This window comes from Rickettsia endosymbiont of Pantilius tunicatus (genome assembly GCF_964291875.1).
Lineage (GTDB): Bacteria > Pseudomonadota > Alphaproteobacteria > Rickettsiales > Rickettsiaceae > Rickettsia.
On record NZ_OZ198175.1, the window covers coordinates 955109 to 973734 of the forward strand.

An 18626-nucleotide genomic window follows, 5' to 3' on the forward strand; every position below is an offset into this window, starting at 1 on the left:
ACAAACCGCATATTACCAACAATAAAGAAAAAAAGCAAATAATATATTTACACCAGCTCACTAATCTGCGATTTTGCAAATAGTTTAATTTGGAAATTAATAAACTCTGCATCACCTTTTGTTCCTATTTCAGCAAACTTATTAGCTTTAAGTAACAGGTCATAATCCCTTGCTAAATCAGCGAAGAAAAAATCCATCTCACCGCTTTGCTTTACGCCTAAAATTTCGCCACTACCACGAAGTTTTAAGTCCTGCTCGGCAATATAAAATCCGTCATTAGTTTGTTTCATTATCTCAAATCTACCACGCCCAACTTTACCAAGTCTTTTAGGATTATAAAGCAATATACAATATGATTGTAAACTGCCCCTCCCTACTCTACCTCTCAGCTGATGGAGCTGAGCAAGCCCAAACCTTTCAGCATTTTCAATAATTATTAAAGTTGCTTCTGGCACGTCTATCCCAACCTCAATAACAGTTGTTGCAACTAATATCTTAATTTCTCCACCCTTAAATTGCTTCATTACAGCATCTTTTTGCTCATTTTTCATCTTACCATGAATAATACCAGTACACCCCTTATAAATATTCTCAATCGAATTAAAACGATTCATTACATCCATTAATAGGCTATCTTCTTCTGTTTTTTCTTTATCGTCCTGCTCTATCAATGGACATATCCAATATATTCGCTCGCCTGCAATAAGCTTCTTATTTATCGCTTCTATAATATGTTTAATTTTATTAATAGATATAGTGTTTGTAGCAATAGGCAAACGATTTTTTGGCTTTCCTTGAAGTTTAGATATAGTCATATCCCCAAACATAGTGAGGGCAAGGCTTCTTGGAATTGGTGTTGCGGTCATAACTAAAACATCGGGGTTTATGCCTTTACTTATTAGATCAAGTCTTTGTTGCACACCAAATCTATGTTGCTCATCTATCACTATATAACCGAGCTTCTTGAAATTTACTTTTTCTTGAAATAAAGCGTGAGTGCCAATTAATATATCAATTTCACCATTTCCAAGCTGCATCATAATATTTTTTCTAGCCGAGCCGAGTATTTTACCGGTAAGTAATCCAATTTTTATATCGGTATTTTTCAAAGCTCTAACAAAAAACTCATAATGCTGATTGGCAAGTAGATCAGTCGGAGCCATTAAGGTTGCCTGAAATTCTGAAGCTGCTACATTTACCATGGTAAGCAGTGCTACTAAAGTTTTACCTGATCCAACATCACCTTGCAGTAATCTCATCATCTCAATACTGCTAGCCTGATCTCTTTCTATCTCTTCTATTACTTGCTGCTGATAAGAAGTTAACTCAAACCCAAGGCTATTTAGTATATTAGTCTGAAGTTGCTCTGCTTTAGGGTAAATATTACCATGCTTTTCTGCTATTTGCGTACGTGCCTTAAAAAGAGATATTTGATTAGCAACGAGCTCTTTGGCTGCAAGATGTTTTAAAGGAATATCTTGTTCTTTAATTGTCATCCCGCGACTTGATCGCGGGATCCAGTCATTTTTAATACTTTTCTGGATACCGTGGTCAAGTAACGGTATGACACCATCGCTTACATGCAACACTTTCAAACTCTCTAGCACCTCCTCTAAATATTCCCTTACCTCTTTATCCTGCACACTCTTACATTTCTCTTCAAACATATCTATTGCTTTTATAATATATGAATATAACTGTTTGTTACTAATTAAATATGTCAAAGAATAAATAGGCTCTAGTTCGTTTGTAAGTTTGGGATTAACAATAAACTCAGGATGAGAAATTTGTATGTGATGATCAAAAAACTGTACTTTACCGCTAATAATATGCTTAGTTCCAACTTTTAGTTTATTAAAAATAAATGGCGGTGGTTTATGAAAAAATACTAATAGCAATGAACCTGTATCATTACTTGCTGTAATTCTTAGAGGTTGATGGCTTTTATTAGGTAGATTAACACTTTCAATTATTACTTCTGATTGAATTAAATCACCCTCTCTAACTTCTGTTAAATTAGGCGATAATGTTTTTGTTTGATAAGAAACAGGGGAATAAAATAGCAAATCACGAATATTACTAATACTAAGCCTTTTAAGTGCAGCTGTAGTATCTTCACGAATATTAATAAAAGCTTTGATAGGAGAAAATAGAAATTTCTCTAAAACGGTTAGCATATATAATTATATATCATTATTTAATATTATGATTATACATATACATCTAATAAATGAAAAGTTGGTAGACGAAGTTTTATTTGAAAAAGAGCATGGAGTCTGTAAGACGAGGAGCGGAGCGTACATTTAGTACGTGAGCATCTGAGGGTTACAAAGACGACATAGCCAATTTTTCAAATAAAACAAGTATACATTTGAGAATAATAAAAAATAATTATTTAATTTATACCAGAGATGAAAATCACTTTTTATCTCTGGTATACCTAGTATAAATGAAGAGTTGATGGACGAGTATACTCGTTATGTTAAGGCTTATAAATCTAGTTTTAGACCTGCTCTATCTATAGCTGAAGATTTTAAAGGCATACCCTCTATAAATCCTGCTGTTTTATAACCGCCTGAACCAACTATTTTAAATGTATCATTTAAGCTAAGTTCAAAATTAACAGCTCCAAAACCGCCTTTTTTACATTTTTCTTTTAAAGGAGTAGCAGTTAACATTTTAGGCTGATTCCAATAAGCAGCTTCTAAACCTAAAGAAATAAAATCAAACTTTGCTAAGTTATTTGCCTTAATTCCAACGCCATAAGACTTGAATTTTTGATTTTTCCCATAGTTAATATTAAGTTGGATATATTTATCATCAATGACGAAATGATTAACTAAACCACGCTCTAAACCATATGGAGCAAGTATAGCTCTGGTAGCTGGTAAATATTGCACTCTTCCTAAATTAATCATCGGAATATTATCAAGGTTAGTATTCATTACAAATGAATAAGCAGAATAGAATAAAAATGGATCTATTAAATCTAAATAAGCATAAGAACGCATTTTGCTTTTGGTAATATAATTATTACCATATATGCTATTCATCAGTTTTGTATAAGCATTAATATCATTGCCCTTTTTATCAGTTTCATTAAAATTAGTGTCAAAAATATAAGTTGCTTGATCTAATCTTGCTATAAAATAACCTATACCATAAGTAGGGTTAATTTTATTACTGCTCATATATCTATCTTTAATATTTTCAGATAATAGATAACTTGCTTGCATTCCTCCAACATCTATAGCTGCTTTTTTATGAACCTGTAAAGAATCAAAATCTTTTGCCTTATATTGAGTAAATCCATCGAAAGGATTAACTTTATACTTTGTTACTTTTAAGTCAAACTCTCTCATCCTAGCACCATGACCACCTATTTCATGATTAGCAACCATAATCCATGAAGCAGCAGTAAATCTTGTGACATAGCTTAAAATATTCATAGCTATATTATCAGAATTAGCAAATACGGCATCGTCTAATGCACGATATCCTTCGAGTAATGACATAGCAGCATTACTACTTGATATAGAAGACATATCTTTATTATAAGTTACTACATAACTATATCCTTTCTTGGTTGGGGTATTATCAATACTTGATGCATTTGCTGCTACTGACAAAACACATGTAGCAAATGCTAAACTTAATTTACTTATTTTCATAATTATTAATATTTGTTGGTATATTATATATTTTTTTAAAAAATTTACAAGTAGATTTTTTAATATATTAATATGTTAATATCCTTGACTTATTATGAAAATCACCATAATTTCTTAATAGTAAGTATTAAATGAAAAAAATTTATGAATAAAATCTATCCTTCAGCTGAAACAGCCCTTGAAGGATTACTCTATGACTGCATGACTATCATGTCGGGCGGATTCGGTCTATGCGGTATCCCTGAAAATCTAATAAACGCTCTACTTAAGAGCAACGTCCAAAATTTAACTGTTATCAGCAATAATTGTGGTGTTGATAATTTCGGTCTTGGTTTACTTCTTCAAACTAAACAAATTAAAAAAATGATCTCTTCGTATGTAGGAGAAAATAAAATTTTTGAGCAACAATATTTAGATAAAGTATTAGAGCTTGAATTAAACCCACAAGGAACTCTTGCTGAACGAATAAGAGCTGCTAGTGCTGGGATTCCTGCTTTCTATACTAAAACCGGCATAGGAACGATTGTAGAAGAGAGTAAAGAAACTAAAGAATTTAACGGCGAAAAATATATAATGGAGACGGCTCTGCACGCTGATCTTGCTATCATAAAAGGTTTTAAAGCTGATAAAAGCGGTAATGTTATTTATAATAAAACTGCAAGAAATTTTAACGCAGTAATGGCAGGTGCGGCAAAAGTCACTGTTTGCGAAGTAGAAGAAATAGTTGAAGTTGGCGAGCTTAATCCCGACCATATCCACACTCCTAATATCTTCGTACAGAGGCTGATCGTCGGCGAAAAGTACGAAAAACGCATTGAGCAACTAACAACAAGAGCAAAATAAATGGCTTGGAGCAAAGAACAAATTTATCAAATAACAGCAGAGCTTGAACTCACAGACGGATTATATGTTAATCTTGGTATAGGTATGCCAACTAACGTGGCAAACTATATCTCTAAAGGCGTAACTATAACGCTTCACAGCGAAAACGGTATGCTTGGGATGGGACCTTTTCCTTATGTAGGTGATGAAGATCCTGACTTAATTAATGCCGGCAAGCAAACTATAACAGTTTTGCCTGAAAGTAGTTATTTTGACAGTAGCTTTTCGTTTGGGATGATTAGAGGAGGACATGTTGATCTGACTATTTTAGGAGCTATGCAAGTTTCAGAAAAAGGCGACCTTGCTAACTGGACTATTCCGGGTAAAATGGTTAAAGGTATGGGCGGGGCTATGGATTTGGTTGCTAACACCAAACGAGTAGTTGTTATAATGGAACATAATGCCAAAGATGGCGGTGCTAAATTATTAAAAGAATGTAATTTTCCGTTAACAGGTGCTAGAGTAGTTAATAGAGTAATTACCGACCTTGGAATTTTTGATATCGATAAAGATAAAATGATACTCTCTAAAAAACCTGACGACGTTACTGTTGAAGAAATAAAATCTAAAACTGAAGCTGAATTTGTGGTAAATTTATAAGGATAAAATAATGGTTAAAGTAGCTATCGTATATTATAGTGGATATGGTCATACTGTTAAAGTAGCCGAAGAAATAAATAAAAGTGCAAAGGAAGCAGGAGCAGAAACCTTTTTAATTCAAATAAATAAAGATAAACCGGATAATGTAGATTGGAGTTTATTGGACAATGCAGATGCTATTATTTTGGGGGCTCCAACTTATATGGGAAGTTTAGCAGGACCATTCAAAACATTTATGGATTCTACTTCAATAAAATGGAATGATCAAAAATGGAGAGATAAAATAGCTGCAGGATTTACTAATTCTGCTTCTTATTCAGGCGATAAGCTTTGCAGTATACAACAACTATTTCACTTAAGCATGCAACATGGTATGATTTGGGTTGGACAAGCTGAAAAAGCTCCAAATTTTGCCGATCACGAAATGCCTGACCACGATAAAACTAACCGCTTAGGTAGCTGGTCCGGTCTTATGACCCAATCAAATCATAAATCCGCTCCCGATATTGCTCCTACAAAAGGTGATTTACTTACTGCTAATTTATTTGGAAAAAGAATAGTTGAAGTGACCAAGAAATTGAAAGGTAGTTGATAACATGATAGAGTTAATCCATTCTAGCAAGCTTCATGCTAGAATGAATTCTTGTAATCGCTTAGCTTATGAACGATTATAAGATTACTATATTGTATTATACGTTATACTCAAGTGCAAGCATACCATTACCAACTAATTCTAGTGCACTGTCTTCTAATACAGATGCTATATTAGATACTTCGCTATGGCTTGGTAAGTTTTCATAAACAAGATTACATAGTCCTGCTGCTCTGTATCCTATACCTGCTAAATTGTGCCCTACAAATTTAACTCCCTCTCTCCTGTACAGAATGCATTTTTTGCACATTCTATTGTATTTTCTGGTGCAGCGAAAAGTGTTGCTCCAACAAAAACTGCCATAACAGCAGTAGGATGATAATAAATTGCACTAGCAGTACTTGCTACTAAACCGCTTACAAATTTTGGCAAAGCAAAATTAACGGAGTAACCACCCATTACTTTACCAGCAAATTGATCATAAGCACCAAAACCAGTTGCAGCTTGAAATATTGCTCCAGCACCATAAGTAGCTGTTAAACCAGCGTACATACCACAATTTGCTGCAGCTTGACCAGCTTTTGCAAAATGTTCTGTAGCATTATTAAAATAGTTAGTTGTTGTTTCAGAGATTTTAACACCTTGATATTTTGATCCTATATTTGGCATAGTTATTCCTCTTTTAAAGATAAATATATTTGTTAATTAAGTCTAACTTTTAGTTAAAAAATTAAATACCAAATAAACTATTTCGACCAAAAATTATAACCCGTTCCAACGAGTTAGTTTTCGTCTTAAATGCATTATACACAAAATATTATGCTATGTCAAGCAAGAATATTAATTTTTTAAAAAATAATTAATATTGCTTAAATGTATAGGGTTTATTAGATAAAACTTGAATAGTTATTGCGAAGAAATTATGAAATAATTAACGAAGCAATCTCAAAAATTCTATATTGTTTTATGAGATTGCCGACTTTCTTAAAGAAGTTTGCAGTCATTTAGGTTACCTAGATATCTCATCCTTTTTATTTTTATTAGGTGTAGATTTATTAGGTGTGATAGGTACTGAAATAGAGCTTGATGTATTTATCATACTTCCTCTATTGATGGCTTTTTGCATTTCTTTTGTTTTACCAAAACTCCTTGTTGGGTTACTTAAAACTTGTTTGATATCAGCAATTTAAGAACTTTTTTCTCTATTGATAGATTTTTGCATTTCCTTTGTTTTAACAAAATTACTTGTTGGGCTGTTTAAAATTTGCTTTATATCAACACTTTGAGCCCTAGGGCTTTGAACGCTAGAATTTTGAGAGCTAACAATGCTAGAAAATTTATTATCTAATATTCCGTCTATTTTATTATTTAAATATACTTCTTGATCTTTTCCAGTAACCATGGTGTAAATTTTTTCAGCAAAGCTAAGCTTGGTTTTACTAGCGTATCTTTATGCTGCGTTAAATCTTTGGTATCTAATCTAGATACAGCTTTTTCAAATTGCTGAACTTGAGTATCAGTAAGATCAGGATTTTGTGCCTTAACATTATCCATTAGTTTTTCTGTCGCCATTAACTTATCATTGGCTTTTTCAAGTCTATCATTTAATGACTTCTTGAAATTTGCTATATTTTCTGGCGTTAATTTGGAATTATCTAATGTGGTTATCTCATAATCATAACCATCTTGAGTAAAATTAAATTTAGGATTGCCAAAAGCTTTTTCTACTTCAGGTCTAATTACTTGATATGTTAATTTTGATCTAAGTTGTTCATTACCTTTCATGATTTTTTCATAAAGCTCTTCAGGTATTTTTACTTCATTAAATATTTGATTAATAAGCATTTTATTGGCTTCTTTATCCAATGGTATATATTGATCATTTTTTAATTCTTTAAAATCCAAAGATTAATTTGTAATTTCATATTCAACACGATTTTTTACTGCTGTATTCACTTTTTCATTAGTTGAAAACTTTTCTCGAAATTCTTTACCATAATTACTTATTCTTTCTTTTATTGCAGGAAATTCTTCAAAATCTTTTCCATCAGAAACCTCTGGAAGAACCTTTTTTTCTACTAAATACTCCCTCAAATCTGTTAGGGTTGCTTTAAGGCTTATTACCGCATTTACCCCTCCAGTTTTACTTTCTTGATTCTTTTCCGTTTCTATTGTCGCATTTAATTCCTTTTGAAATTCTGCATCCTTTACATCAATTGGTTTTTTACTAGCTTTAACTTTATTTGCAAATTGACCTGCTGCAAAATTTTCTAAATTTTTTATATCTTTTTCAACATAATCTAATCTTTCTAAAATAATTTTTTCTTTTTGCTCCTTAGTAAGCGTATTTACCTTTCCTTTTCCATCATTATCTTTTGACATATCAAAATTCCTTATTAAGTTTATTTAATTAAATCATTGTTTAAAAATACTAACAAGTTAATTAAAATTAATTTAGGTTAAAATATATTATAAATATAAAATTATTACCTAAATGACACTCTTGAATATTGACAATTTACTTAACAATATAGCAAAAATAGCTTATATTGTAGGATGTTATTTTTGTGAAAGTTCTGTCTTATGAGTTCTATGCTATTCCCACGTAGACTTTGTTGCGTGGAGTAAAAAAACATGCAATGTCATTCCCACAAAAGCGGACATGACAAAAAGTGCTCGGATTGACATCATTACATAACAAACTATAATTTAAAAAAACTAATACATAATATGACTTTTATAGAAGAATTTATAAACAAAGGGTATTTTCATCAATGTACCGATTTAGAGCGATTAACTAGTATAACGAAAGAAAATAAGATCGCTGCTTATATCGGTTTTGACTGTACAGCAACGTCTTTGCATATCGGTAGTTTAATGCAAATAATGATACTGCGATTATTGCAAAAGCATGGACATAAGCCAATAGTGATTATCGGTGGCGGTACAAGTAAAATCGGTGATCCTTCAGGCAAAGATGAAGCACGTAAAACTATAACTAAAGAAGACATAACAAAAAATGCTGAAGGGATCAAAAAATCCTTGTCAAAATTTATTAGATTTGGTGATGGTGAAAGTGATGCTATAATGCTTAATAATGCGGAGTGGTTGGACTCTCTTCATTATCTAGATTTCCTAAGAGATTTCGGTAATCATTTTTCTGTCAACCGTATGCTAACTATGGATTCAGTAAAGTTAAGGCTAGAGCGAGAGCAACATTTAAGCTTTTTGGAGTTTAACTATATGTTGCTGCAAGCCTATGATTTTTACTATTTAAGCAAACATTATAATTGTAGTTTGCAACTTGGTGGTAGTGACCAATGGGGTAATATCGTAATGGGGGCTGATTTAACTCGCAAAATAAGTGGCAGCGAAGTATTTGGCATGACAACGCCTTTACTTACAACCGCTTCAGGTGCTAAAATGGGTAAGACGGCTGCAGGTGCTGTATGGCTTAACGAAGATCTGCTAAGCTCATATGATTATTACCAATATTGGCGTAACTGTGAAGATGCTGACGTGATTAGATTTGCTAAATTATATAGCGAGCTAGCAAGTGAAGAGCTTACAGCATTTGAAAATTTAGCAGCTGAAGATATTAATGCAGCTAAGAAGCAGCTTGCTTATGAATTGACTAAACTATGCCATGGAGAACAAGAGGCTAAGATTTCTTTAGAAACTGCGGTAAAAATATTTGAGCACGGACAAATTGATGAGAACTTGACTACTATAGTTTTAGAGCCGGAAATATTACAAGCGGGTATTACTGCATTCGAACTATTTCATGAAACAGGTCTTGCTACTTCTAAATCAGAAGCACGCAAGCTTATTAGAGGAAAAGGTGCTAAGGTGAATGATGAGCTTGTAGAAGACGAAAATATGGTAATTAATACTACTTTCTTACTTGAGAATAATGTTATTAAACTCTCTGCTGGTAAGAAAAGGCATATATTAGTTAGGATTTAACTAATATGATGGGATTGCCTGCGTGGATCGAAAAACGTCCTGGATGTCATTCCTGCATAGGCATTGTTGCGTAGTTCCGATGTCATTCCTGCGAAAGCAGGAATCCAGAAAAATAAACATAAAAGTAGCAAATTTTTAAAATTAAAAGTTTAGGTTATCTCGCTTTATACTGGATTCCCGCCTACGCGGGAAGACATTGCCCACGTGGATCAAAAAACGCCCTCGGTGTCATACCGTGGCTTGACCACGGTATCCAGAAAATAATAAAAAATACTAATTTTATTAGTATTTTTAACTGGATCCCGCGATCAAGTCGCGGGATGACAATTTCATGTATCAACCTTATTGGTTGGAGCTATACATAATTATACTTTCATGTCCCATTAAATAAAGCTATTTCACCTGTTGCTTTTAGACTATGCCCACATATTTTAAAATATTTTAAGCCATTATTTTCTTCTAAAGCATTAGCTATAGATTTAATACCATTATCTTGAATATCAGTATGATATAAGGTAAGCTCTTCAATAGTTTTATTATTTTATAAAAAACTGCTTAAACCTAAATATATATTTTTATCATGTAAATCACATTTATAAGCTTTTCCCCTAAGAATCAATTTTTTAACTGTGCTATTTTCTTTTAATGCTTCAAATAATTCTATAAATTGCTTAGACGTAAAATTACCCCTAATATCTAAACCAACTATATTAGGATCATTTTCTTTTAAAACTTCCAACAAATAAGAATAACTAAATTTATCCTTAAAATTAAATATAATCATATCCCCTTTCCTACTATTTAATAAAAAGTTAATTATTTAATATAATATTAATTTTTTAATTAATAATCAACTATATTATTTAAATATTGGTGAAATACACAAAAATATTTCAAAACTTAACAATAATTATATAAATTGCAAAAATACACTGTATTTTCTATTAAAGTTTAAATTCAGTTATTAATTCATTCTGATAAGGTGATAAGTAATTCTAATATAAAATTTCATTTAAAAAAAATTAATATTATGAAAGATAAACCAAATGAAGCCTGGGAAGTTACTGGAGTTGATACACTCAGTAAAGCTCGAGATTTAAATAATACAAGAACGGATACAGAAATCCCCACCATTATTAAAAATTCAGAAAACCATCCTAGAACAACTGCTGAACATATAATACTAACAGGTACAACTGATTTAACAATCGTAGCTAGCTTACCAGCAACGCGTATGGCTAAATATGCCTCTCTTGCTATTATAAATACTAATTTGCAGATAGAAAAAGAAGCAGATCTAAAACCTACTTTTGAAAAACTATATTCTTATGTGTTAGATTACAGTAGCAGCAAGGAATTTAAAGAAAAAGTAAATGCGGTAACTCTAAGCTCAGAAGCTAAAGCTAAAACTTTAGAATCTAAAGCTATTAGTAATACAGATACAACAATATTAAATAAAGAAGAACTAGACGCAAAAAATTTATATGAAACTATAAAAACAAATTATTCCAAATTACCTGAAAGTTCTCGTTCAAAAACACCAGAACAATATTTAGAAAAAATATTATCTGATAAAACTAAACAACCCTCAGCTATAAGCTGAGGGGTTATAAAGTGGAATCGATTAGAAATCGATCATCATTCACAGGTTCACCTTCCTGTTCATCAATATAGTGCTGTATCATTTCATCAGTTATATTACCTGAACTGACTGCCATATAGCCCCTAGCCCACAAATGATTGCCCCAAAATTGTTTTCGTAAATGAGTAAATTCTTGCAATAAAATTCTTGAGCTAATGCCTTTTAAATACTGTACTAACTTGCTAAGAGATATTTGCGGCTTATATGAGATAAACATATGTACGTGATCACATGATATTTTCCCTGAAATTATATGTACTTCATGTTCCATACAAATCTGCCTCAGTAAATCTCTAGTCCTTTCCGATACTTTGCCTATCAATATTCTCTTCCTATATTTTGGTATCCATATAAGATACACTTTTAAATCATACTGACTATGACTATTCTTTCTATAACTTCTCATATTTCTTGATATAAATTCATTGCTAAAGCAATTTCATTATATCTTCCCTTCGCCTAAAGGCGAGGGATTTTTGATCCCCGAAGGGGGACATTAAAATGAAAGCTTTGGAAGATACAATAATATCTGATCTAGAACCAAAATTATTAAAAGAAGCAGAAAAACAAGGGTTTAAAAAATTAACCGAACATTCAAAAGATAGAACTACTTATTGTTTTTATGGGGCACCGGCATCTGGAAAAGGAACATCTGTAGCAATGCGTAGAAAGGAGGCAATCGAGCAAGGAAAAAATTGGTCTGATATAGTAAAAATTAATACTGACAGTCATAGAGATTTTATTATAGATGATAGATTAACTACTAGTAAAATTGAAAATAAATCACCTCTTAACCATGCAGAAGCAGGATTTATTTCTAATATGTCATATCGTTTATAAGAGAAAAAAGTTAATGACAATAAAGCTCCTGATATGCTAGTTGATACTATAATGCCTAATCAATATATATTTGATATGGCAGTTAAAAATGGTGGTAAAGCTCTAATTGATGTTATCTCAATTCCAGCAGAAAAATGTGTAGAAAGAGCATATGAACGAGGAAAAGAAGAACAACGATTTGTACCAACTGATTATATTATCAATGCAAATGTTAACGTCCCAAAGAATTTTCATGATATTATGTCTTAGAGCCTGTCTTGAAAAGATATAAGAAATAATTTATATTGTCAAAAAATAATAAAGTAGGAATATGTATCCCAGTGATATAGTGGAAGAAGAAAGGATACATTTAGCTCCATTTGTTGGTCCTTGCAAGATAGGACGGTCACGTAAACATAATATAAGAGATATAATTAATGGCATTCGTTACGTAATGAGGAGTAGTTGTCAGTGACGATTATTACCTAAAGATTTTCCCCCATGGCAAACAGTATATGACTATTATTTACGTTGGCGTAAGAATGGTAGATGGCAAGAAATACATGATAGATTAGTCCAAAAAGTAAGGGAGAAAGAAAGTAAGAAATCCACTCCTACTGTAGGGATTATAGATAGTCAGTCTGTTAAGACTACCCAAAAAGGGGAGCTAGAGGATATGATGCAGGCAAGAAGATTAAGGGTAGGAAACGCCATATAGTTACAGATACACTTGGTTTAGTATTATCATGTGAAGTACATTCAGCAGGTATACAAGACAGAGATGGTACTAAAAATGTAATAATCAAGGCAAAAGCAAAATATCCTAGTATTATCAAATTTTTTGCAGATAGTGGTTATGCTGGAGCATTACAAATTTGGTGTTTTTTAACTGTAAGAGCATTACTGACAATTTCTCGTAAAATTGTTGATCAAGTGGGGTTTAAAGTGATTCCCAAGCGTTGGATAGTTGAACGTACTTTTAGCTGACTCAATAATTTTCGTCGTATGAGTAAAGACTATGAGCATAACTATAAAACTTCTGAACATATTATTTATATCAATATGATTACACTTATGCTTAAAAAATTGACTAAACCTTAATTTCAAGACAGGCTCTAAGAATATTGGAAAAAATATTGAATATAAAATAGTAGACAATGATGTGGAAAGAGGTAAAAAACCAATATTAATAGAACAAGGTAATCTTAAAGAAAAAAAAGTAGTGGTACACGATAAAACTAGGTTAGATGAATTTTTACGCAAAGAAAACTTAAATCCTAAAGCACAAAACCCACAGGAATTATATAACGAAGGTTATTCTCAAAAAACTCCTACTTATAAATTTAATGATAATAATTTAGATCTAACAGTAAGCTATAAAAAAGTTCTTGATTTAGCTCAAATAATTAAAGAAAAACTAGAAACTAAATTAACTTCTGATGGATTGACAAATAGTAATAAAAATGTTAAAATGGTACAACATAATCAACTAGGTAGGTAATAATATGCCAAAGAAACCAAACGATACAGATAACGAATTTTTATCACCTGAAGAACTTGCTTTTGCTGAGGAATATGATAATCATCATGATATTGCTGAATATACTAATAATGATGATGCACAAGCTTGGGCAAAAAAATTGTTAGGTGAGTCTAATAACACTACTACTAATAATCCTACAGACAAAGCTTAATAATTTAGCTTTTATGCAAGGCATTAAAGATCATTTTCGCAAGTGATTTACTAATGCCTTTTACTTTAGAAAGTTCATCTGCACTCGCATCTGATACCGCTTTATATGAACCGAAATAATGTAGTAATGCTTTTTTACGTGTATCCCCTATTCCCTCTATTTCATCAAGACTTGAGACTTTTATAGCTCGTGATCTACTAAGTCTATGATTCTTTATTGCAAAATTATGAGCTTCATCACGCAGAATTTGTAAGTATTTCATGAGCGGTAAATTTTTGTTTAACGTAAATACTTCTCTACCTACCATATGAAACTGCTCAAGACCAGCGTTTCTATCAGGTCCTTTTGACATACAAACAAACGGAATATCCATTTGAAGCTTATTCATCACTTCTTTAACAATACCTAAATGCCCCTTACCGCCATCTATAATCATTAGACTTGGCAACCTATGTGGTTCTTGTTTTAATCGTGTAAGCCTTCTGGTAAGAACTTGACGTAGCATTTCATAATCATCACCTACAGCATCATTTCTTATGTCGTTGCTGGAATGACATTGTAGAGAACTGGAATGACTTACACTTACATTAAAAACCCGATATTCTTTTTTATCAAAGCCAGATTTACCAGCAACTATCATAACCCCGACGGCAAACTTGCCTTGAATATGACTATTGTCATACACTTCAATTCGTTCAGGAATTTCAGTAAGGTTAAATAACTCTTTAACCTCAAACATAATTTCTTGATTTTTCGCAAATTTTTTCAAATATTGCTCAAGCGAAAATAAGGCATTTTCTTCAGCATTTTGAACTAGCTTAAGCTTACCACCGCTAGCAGGAATTGTAATGCTAAGCTTAGCAAAGTTATTAATGTTCCTAATCGCTTCTATGATATTCTCTTTGTCATCAATTTCATGATTGATAATAATTTCCGGAGGTACTTGTTGTTTTTGGTAAAATTGTGATAAAAAATGCTTTAATACTTCTTCTTTAGTACTATTTTCTGTAGAAGTAGGAAAATACGGAATATTACCACAAGCTTGCCCTATTCGATATAAAAATACTTCTACACAATAATGTCCTTTCTTTTCTACAATAGCAATTATATCTGCATCTTTAATGATGTCGGTAATACCGGCTTTAAGCTGCACGTAACTTAATGCCTTAATACGATCTCTGATTTCTGCCGCTTCTTCAAAACGCATCTGTTCGCTTAATTCTTCCATTTTCTTCGATAGATTTTCTTGAAGTTCTTTACTGCGTCCTTGTAAAAAATCTTTCACCTGCCCTACTAGTTCCGCATAATCTTTTTTATTGATCTTACCAACGCATGGAGCATAACAACGTTTGATTTCATATTGCAGGCAAGGACGAGCACGTGAATTGAAGTAATTATCTGTACAAGAACGCAGTTTAAAGATTTTCTGTAGTTCTGACAAGGTAGTATTAACTTGGCTTGCTGAAGCAAACGGACCAAAAAACTTTCCATCATCTAAGGCTCTGCCACGATACTTTAGTAGTTGAGGGAAATCATGATCTAAACGTAATTTGATGAAAGGAAAAGATTTGTCATCTTTAAGAAGAATATTAAACTTTGGCTGAAATTTTTTGATTAGCTGAGCTTCTAAAAGCAGTGCTTCAACTTCAGAATTAGTAATGCTATACTCTAAAAAGCAAGTATTTGCAACTATCCGAAGCGTTTTAGTATCTAAATCTATTTTAATGTAATTAGTAAGACGTTTTTTAAGGTTCTTGGCTTTACCAACATAGATAATCTGCTTATTAACGTCAAACATACGATAAACTCCTGAACGCTCAGGAGTATCTATAAGCTTGGACTTAATTAACTCATTTCCGGTAAGTTCCATAGTCATATATTATATGTCATCTTACATGACCTTGTTGTTAAGTGACTCAAAAGTCGTCATTGCGAGGAATGAAGCAAAGCTGCAACCTAAGAAAATAATAAAAAATGCTATGCATTTTACTAGATTGCTTCATCGAAACTTACAGTTTCTTCTTGCAGTGACAGGAACTAAGCTATAACTGTTTTTTCTCTTGAATAAGCTCAAATACCTCGACTGTATCACTTTCTCTAATATCTTCGTAATTCTCAAATGCGATACCACACTCATAGCCTTCTCTAACTTCTTTAACTTCTTCTTTAAAGCGTTTTAAAGTTTTCAGCTTGCCCTCATGAATTACTATATTATCACGTAATAAGCGTACCCCTGCTCCTTTCTTAATAATACCTCTAGTAACATAAGAACCAGCAATTTTACCAATTTTAGTAATGTTAAATATCTGTCTAATTTCTACTGATCCAATATATTGTTCTCTGATAATTGGATCAAGCATTCCGCTCATAATTGCTTTCACGTCATCTAATAGATCATATATTATGCTATAATATCTAATTTTAACTTTTTCTTTCTCTGAAGCAGTTTTTGCATTTGCACCTGCTCTAACATTAAAACCAACAATAATAGCTGAAGAGGCATGAGCAAGTGATACATCTGATTCTGTTATAGGACCTACACCACTGTGAAGAATGCGTAGCTTAACTTCATCATTTGGTAACTTTAATAAACTACCCGCAATAGCTTCAACTGACCCGTGAACATCACCTTTAATAATTAAAGGTAACTCTTTAATTTTACTACTGCCAGAAGCTTTTAAGAATAAATCTTCTAAACTTGAACGTGGTGCTATAGATATTTTCTTTTCTTTAGCAACTCGCTCTCTATATTCTGCTATGTCTTTTGCTTGCTTTTCAGTTTGTACTACGTTAAACGTATCACCGGCATGAGGAACATGACTCAAGCCCTGAATTTCTATCGGAACGGATGGGGTAGCCTCTAAAACCTCTACTCCTTTATCGTTAGTCATTTTTTTGACTTTACCATACGCAGTTCCAGCTATTATAATATCACCGCTTTTTAAAGTACCACGCTGAACTAGTATGGTTGTTAACGCACCTCTTCCTTTTTCAATTTTTGATTCGATTACGACACCACTAGCTGATCCGAACGGGCTAGCTTTTAAATTTTGCATTTCTGCAATCAATAAAATTGCTTCTTCAAGCTTGTCTAGATTAATTTTTTTAAGTGCCGAGATTGGAATAACCATAACATCACCCCCAGCTTCCTCGCCGATAATTTCATACATATAGAGTTCGTTTTTTACACGCTCAATATCAATATCAGACTTATCAATCTTATTAATGGCAACTATTATCGGAACATTTGCTGCTTTTGCATGGTTAATCGCTTCAACAGTTTGCGGCTTAATTCCATCATCTGCGGCAACTACTATGATAACTATATCAGTGACACCCGCCCCTCTTGAACGCATTTCTGAGAACGCTTCATGACCAGGAGTATCAATAAATGTAATAGCTCTACCATCAGCAAGCGTTACTCTATAAGCCCCAATATGCTGGGTAATTCCTCCTGTCTCACCGGATGCTACATCTGTAGATTTCAAAGCATCAAGTAGAGAAGTTTTTCCGTGATCAACATGTCCCATAACTGTAACAACTGGTGCACGTGATCTTAAATCTTCTTCTTTATCATTGGTAATTAAGATATTTTCAACGTCCGATTCTTGAACTCTTTTGACAGTGTGTCCTAAATGTGTAGCTACCAATTCTGCAGTATCAGCATCAATTGTTTGGCTAGCATTAGCAAGAATGCCAAGTTTCATTAACTCTTTAATAACATCAGCTACACGCTCAGACATTGCGTTTGCAAAATCACCAACTCCAATAACTTCAGGTAGCGTTATTTCTCTATATACTTTTTCAGGGGCTTGTACTAATGATTTACGCTTTTCTTTCTCTCTTGCTCTTTTTATAGAAGCAAGACTTCTAGTTCTAGTTCTAGTTCTATTTCTATTGTCGTTTTCATCGTCACCAACCATATTGAAGAGGTCAGTCTTTTTAAACTTTCTTGATTCTTCAACTTTAGGCTTTGGTGCAATCACCTTATTTTCGGTTACTTTATCTACAGTTTTTTCTGATTCTATACCGTAACGTGTTCTAGTTCCTACTAACGGAGATTTTACAAAAATATCTTCTTTCTTTTTAGGAGTTTGAAGTGCAGACTCCTCAGTATCTTTTACTTCTTCTATTTTTGGCTCTTCTTTAACTTTGTTAGTATCGCTGCTTTCTTCTTGCTCAACTTCTACAGGATCTTCTTGTGAAGCAATAGATTGATTAATACTTGCAAGTTTACTTAAAGTACTTATTTGTGAATTATCATTTAATTTTGATTGTTCTGCAGCTTTTTTTAGAATAGATAAGCGTCTGTTAAATTCTTCACTACCACTACTTGAACCAGTTTCTAAACTACCTTTCTCTTTATTTAATGAAAGGGTGGTAGTAGAACCACTAGAGCTTTTTCTAACCTCTACTAATGTTTTCGACTTAGCATTGACAAAATTTTGAGTACTCGCAAGAGAGTCAAAAGACTTGTTAAGCGACAATTTCGTATTGCTAAGTGTCAACTTTTTGGGTTTGTTTTCCTGGTTATCCGTCATATTTAAACCTTTGTGTTTAGTACCGGTGTCACCCTGTGGACACGCTGGCTTTGTTGCATGGATCGAAAAGCACTCTCGATGTCATGCCGTGGCTTGTCCACGGCATCCAGAAAAACAATAAAAAATACTAATAATATTGGTATTTTTTAGCTGGGCTCCGCAGGTACAAGCCACGGGGTGACAGGGAAAAATGATCCACACAGGCAATGCCGCCACGAG

20 protein-coding genes and 4 pseudogenes are annotated in these 18626 nt (G+C 32.7%); 13 read left to right on the forward strand and 11 right to left on the reverse strand.

What is annotated here, in order from left to right:
• Positions 1-47: 47 nt before the first annotated feature.
• The 3 genes and pseudogenes from ACICQC_RS05495 to ACICQC_RS05505 form a co-directional block, all read right to left on the reverse strand.
• Positions 48-1466, reverse strand: a pseudogene (locus ACICQC_RS05495) (ATP-dependent DNA helicase RecG); the annotation flags it as partial.
• 111 nt (positions 1467-1577) lie between these two features.
• Positions 1578-2177, reverse strand: a pseudogene (locus ACICQC_RS05500) (ATP-dependent DNA helicase RecG); the annotation flags it as partial.
• A 312-nt stretch (positions 2178-2489) separates the two neighbouring features.
• Positions 2490-3671 (reverse strand): hypothetical protein, encoded by a 1182-nt coding sequence (locus ACICQC_RS05505; RefSeq protein WP_395476292.1) that lies wholly within the window; start codon positions 3669-3671, stop codon positions 2490-2492.
• Positions 3672-3815: 144 nt separating this feature from the next.
• On the opposite strand from ACICQC_RS05505, the gene ACICQC_RS05510 reads away from it, so the two are divergent.
• The 4 genes and pseudogenes from ACICQC_RS05510 to ACICQC_RS05525 all read left to right on the forward strand — a co-directional run bounded on the left by ACICQC_RS05510 (position 3816) and on the right by ACICQC_RS05525 (position 5745).
• A complete protein-coding gene (locus ACICQC_RS05510; RefSeq protein ID WP_395476293.1) occupies positions 3816-4514 on the forward strand; it encodes a CoA transferase subunit A in 699 nt (232 codons plus the stop codon).
• Positions 4515-5153 (forward strand): 3-oxoacid CoA-transferase subunit B, encoded by a 639-nt coding sequence (locus tag ACICQC_RS05515; protein WP_395476294.1) that lies wholly within the window; start codon positions 4515-4517, stop codon positions 5151-5153.
• A gap of 10 nt (positions 5154-5163) precedes the next feature.
• Positions 5164-5487, forward strand: a pseudogene (locus ACICQC_RS05520) (flavodoxin family protein); the annotation flags it as partial.
• A 39-nt stretch (positions 5488-5526) separates the two neighbouring features.
• Complete coding sequence (locus tag ACICQC_RS05525; RefSeq protein ID WP_395477658.1) at positions 5527-5745, forward strand: transcriptional regulator; 219 nt, start codon at positions 5527-5529, stop codon at positions 5743-5745.
• A 261-nt stretch (positions 5746-6006) separates the two neighbouring features.
• Here the strand turns inward: ACICQC_RS05525 and ACICQC_RS05530 are convergent, their stop codons facing one another.
• From ACICQC_RS05530 to ACICQC_RS05545, 4 genes are all read right to left on the reverse strand, one after another.
• On the reverse strand, positions 6007-6414 hold the full coding sequence (locus ACICQC_RS05530) for a hypothetical protein (protein ID WP_395476295.1): 408 nt from the start codon (positions 6412-6414) through the stop codon (positions 6007-6009).
• A 517-nt stretch (positions 6415-6931) separates the two neighbouring features.
• Positions 6932-7147, reverse strand: coding sequence for a hypothetical protein (locus ACICQC_RS05535; RefSeq protein WP_395476296.1), 216 nt, complete (start codon positions 7145-7147; stop codon positions 6932-6934).
• Positions 7114-7590 (reverse strand): hypothetical protein, encoded by a 477-nt coding sequence (locus ACICQC_RS05540; protein ID WP_395476297.1) that lies wholly within the window; start codon positions 7588-7590, stop codon positions 7114-7116. The genes ACICQC_RS05535 and ACICQC_RS05540 overlap by 34 nt, the downstream gene beginning before the upstream one ends.
• Positions 7591-7653: 63 nt before the next feature.
• Entirely contained in the window at positions 7654-8127 is a 474-nt protein-coding gene (locus ACICQC_RS05545) for a hypothetical protein (RefSeq protein ID WP_395476298.1), read from the reverse strand.
• Between the two features lie 348 nt (positions 8128-8475).
• Between ACICQC_RS05545 and tyrS the strand changes: the two genes are divergently transcribed.
• Positions 8476-9711: a tyrosine--tRNA ligase gene (gene tyrS, locus ACICQC_RS05550; protein ID WP_395476299.1), complete on the forward strand. Its 1236-nt coding sequence runs from the start codon at positions 8476-8478 to the stop codon at positions 9709-9711.
• 541 nt (positions 9712-10252) lie between these two features.
• Here tyrS and ACICQC_RS05560 read toward each other — a convergent pair.
• Complete coding sequence (locus ACICQC_RS05560; protein WP_395476300.1) at positions 10253-10495, reverse strand: hypothetical protein; 243 nt, start codon at positions 10493-10495, stop codon at positions 10253-10255.
• A gap of 246 nt (positions 10496-10741) precedes the next feature.
• On the opposite strand from ACICQC_RS05560, the gene ACICQC_RS05565 reads away from it, so the two are divergent.
• A complete protein-coding gene (locus ACICQC_RS05565) occupies positions 10742-11314 on the forward strand; it encodes a hypothetical protein (protein WP_395476301.1) in 573 nt (190 codons plus the stop codon).
• Positions 11315-11318: 4 nt separating this feature from the next.
• On the opposite strand, the gene tnpA is transcribed toward ACICQC_RS05565, so the two are convergent.
• Positions 11319-11759, reverse strand: coding sequence for an IS200/IS605 family transposase (gene tnpA, locus ACICQC_RS05570; protein ID WP_395476231.1), 441 nt, complete (start codon positions 11757-11759; stop codon positions 11319-11321).
• 95 nt (positions 11760-11854) lie between these two features.
• Here tnpA and ACICQC_RS05575 point away from each other — a divergent pair, with 95 nt between their 5' ends.
• From ACICQC_RS05575 to ACICQC_RS05605, 7 genes and pseudogenes are all read left to right on the forward strand, one after another.
• The gene (locus ACICQC_RS05575) at positions 11855-12193 is read left to right on the forward strand and encodes a hypothetical protein (RefSeq protein WP_395476302.1); all 339 of its coding nucleotides are present in this window, start codon (positions 11855-11857) and stop codon (positions 12191-12193) included.
• Positions 12194-12244: 51 nt separating this feature from the next.
• A complete protein-coding gene (locus ACICQC_RS05580) occupies positions 12245-12442 on the forward strand; it encodes a hypothetical protein (RefSeq protein WP_395476303.1) in 198 nt (65 codons plus the stop codon).
• A gap of 61 nt (positions 12443-12503) precedes the next feature.
• Positions 12504-12647, forward strand: a complete 144-nt coding sequence (locus ACICQC_RS05585) for a hypothetical protein (RefSeq protein WP_395476275.1) — start codon at positions 12504-12506, stop codon at positions 12645-12647.
• A gap of 42 nt (positions 12648-12689) precedes the next feature.
• Positions 12690-12890: pseudogene (locus ACICQC_RS05590) on the forward strand (transposase); the annotation flags it as partial.
• Positions 12887-13159, forward strand: a complete 273-nt coding sequence (locus tag ACICQC_RS05595; RefSeq protein WP_395477660.1) for a transposase — start codon at positions 12887-12889, stop codon at positions 13157-13159. The pseudogene ACICQC_RS05590 and the gene ACICQC_RS05595, both read left to right, overlap by 4 nt.
• Before the next feature lie 175 nt (positions 13160-13334).
• Positions 13335-13673: a hypothetical protein gene (locus tag ACICQC_RS05600; protein WP_395476304.1), complete on the forward strand. Its 339-nt coding sequence runs from the start codon at positions 13335-13337 to the stop codon at positions 13671-13673.
• Positions 13674-13677: 4 nt separating this feature from the next.
• The gene (locus tag ACICQC_RS05605; protein ID WP_395476305.1) at positions 13678-13866 is read left to right on the forward strand and encodes a hypothetical protein; all 189 of its coding nucleotides are present in this window, start codon (positions 13678-13680) and stop codon (positions 13864-13866) included.
• Positions 13867-13870: 4 nt separating this feature from the next.
• On the opposite strand, the gene uvrC is transcribed toward ACICQC_RS05605, so the two are convergent.
• Both uvrC and infB read right to left on the reverse strand, forming a co-directional pair.
• A complete protein-coding gene (uvrC, locus tag ACICQC_RS05610) occupies positions 13871-15742 on the reverse strand; it encodes an excinuclease ABC subunit UvrC (protein ID WP_395476306.1) in 1872 nt (623 codons plus the stop codon).
• 166 nt (positions 15743-15908) lie between these two features.
• Entirely contained in the window at positions 15909-18407 is a 2499-nt protein-coding gene (infB, locus tag ACICQC_RS05615; protein ID WP_395476307.1) for a translation initiation factor IF-2, read from the reverse strand.
• Positions 18408-18626 lie beyond the last annotated feature (219 nt).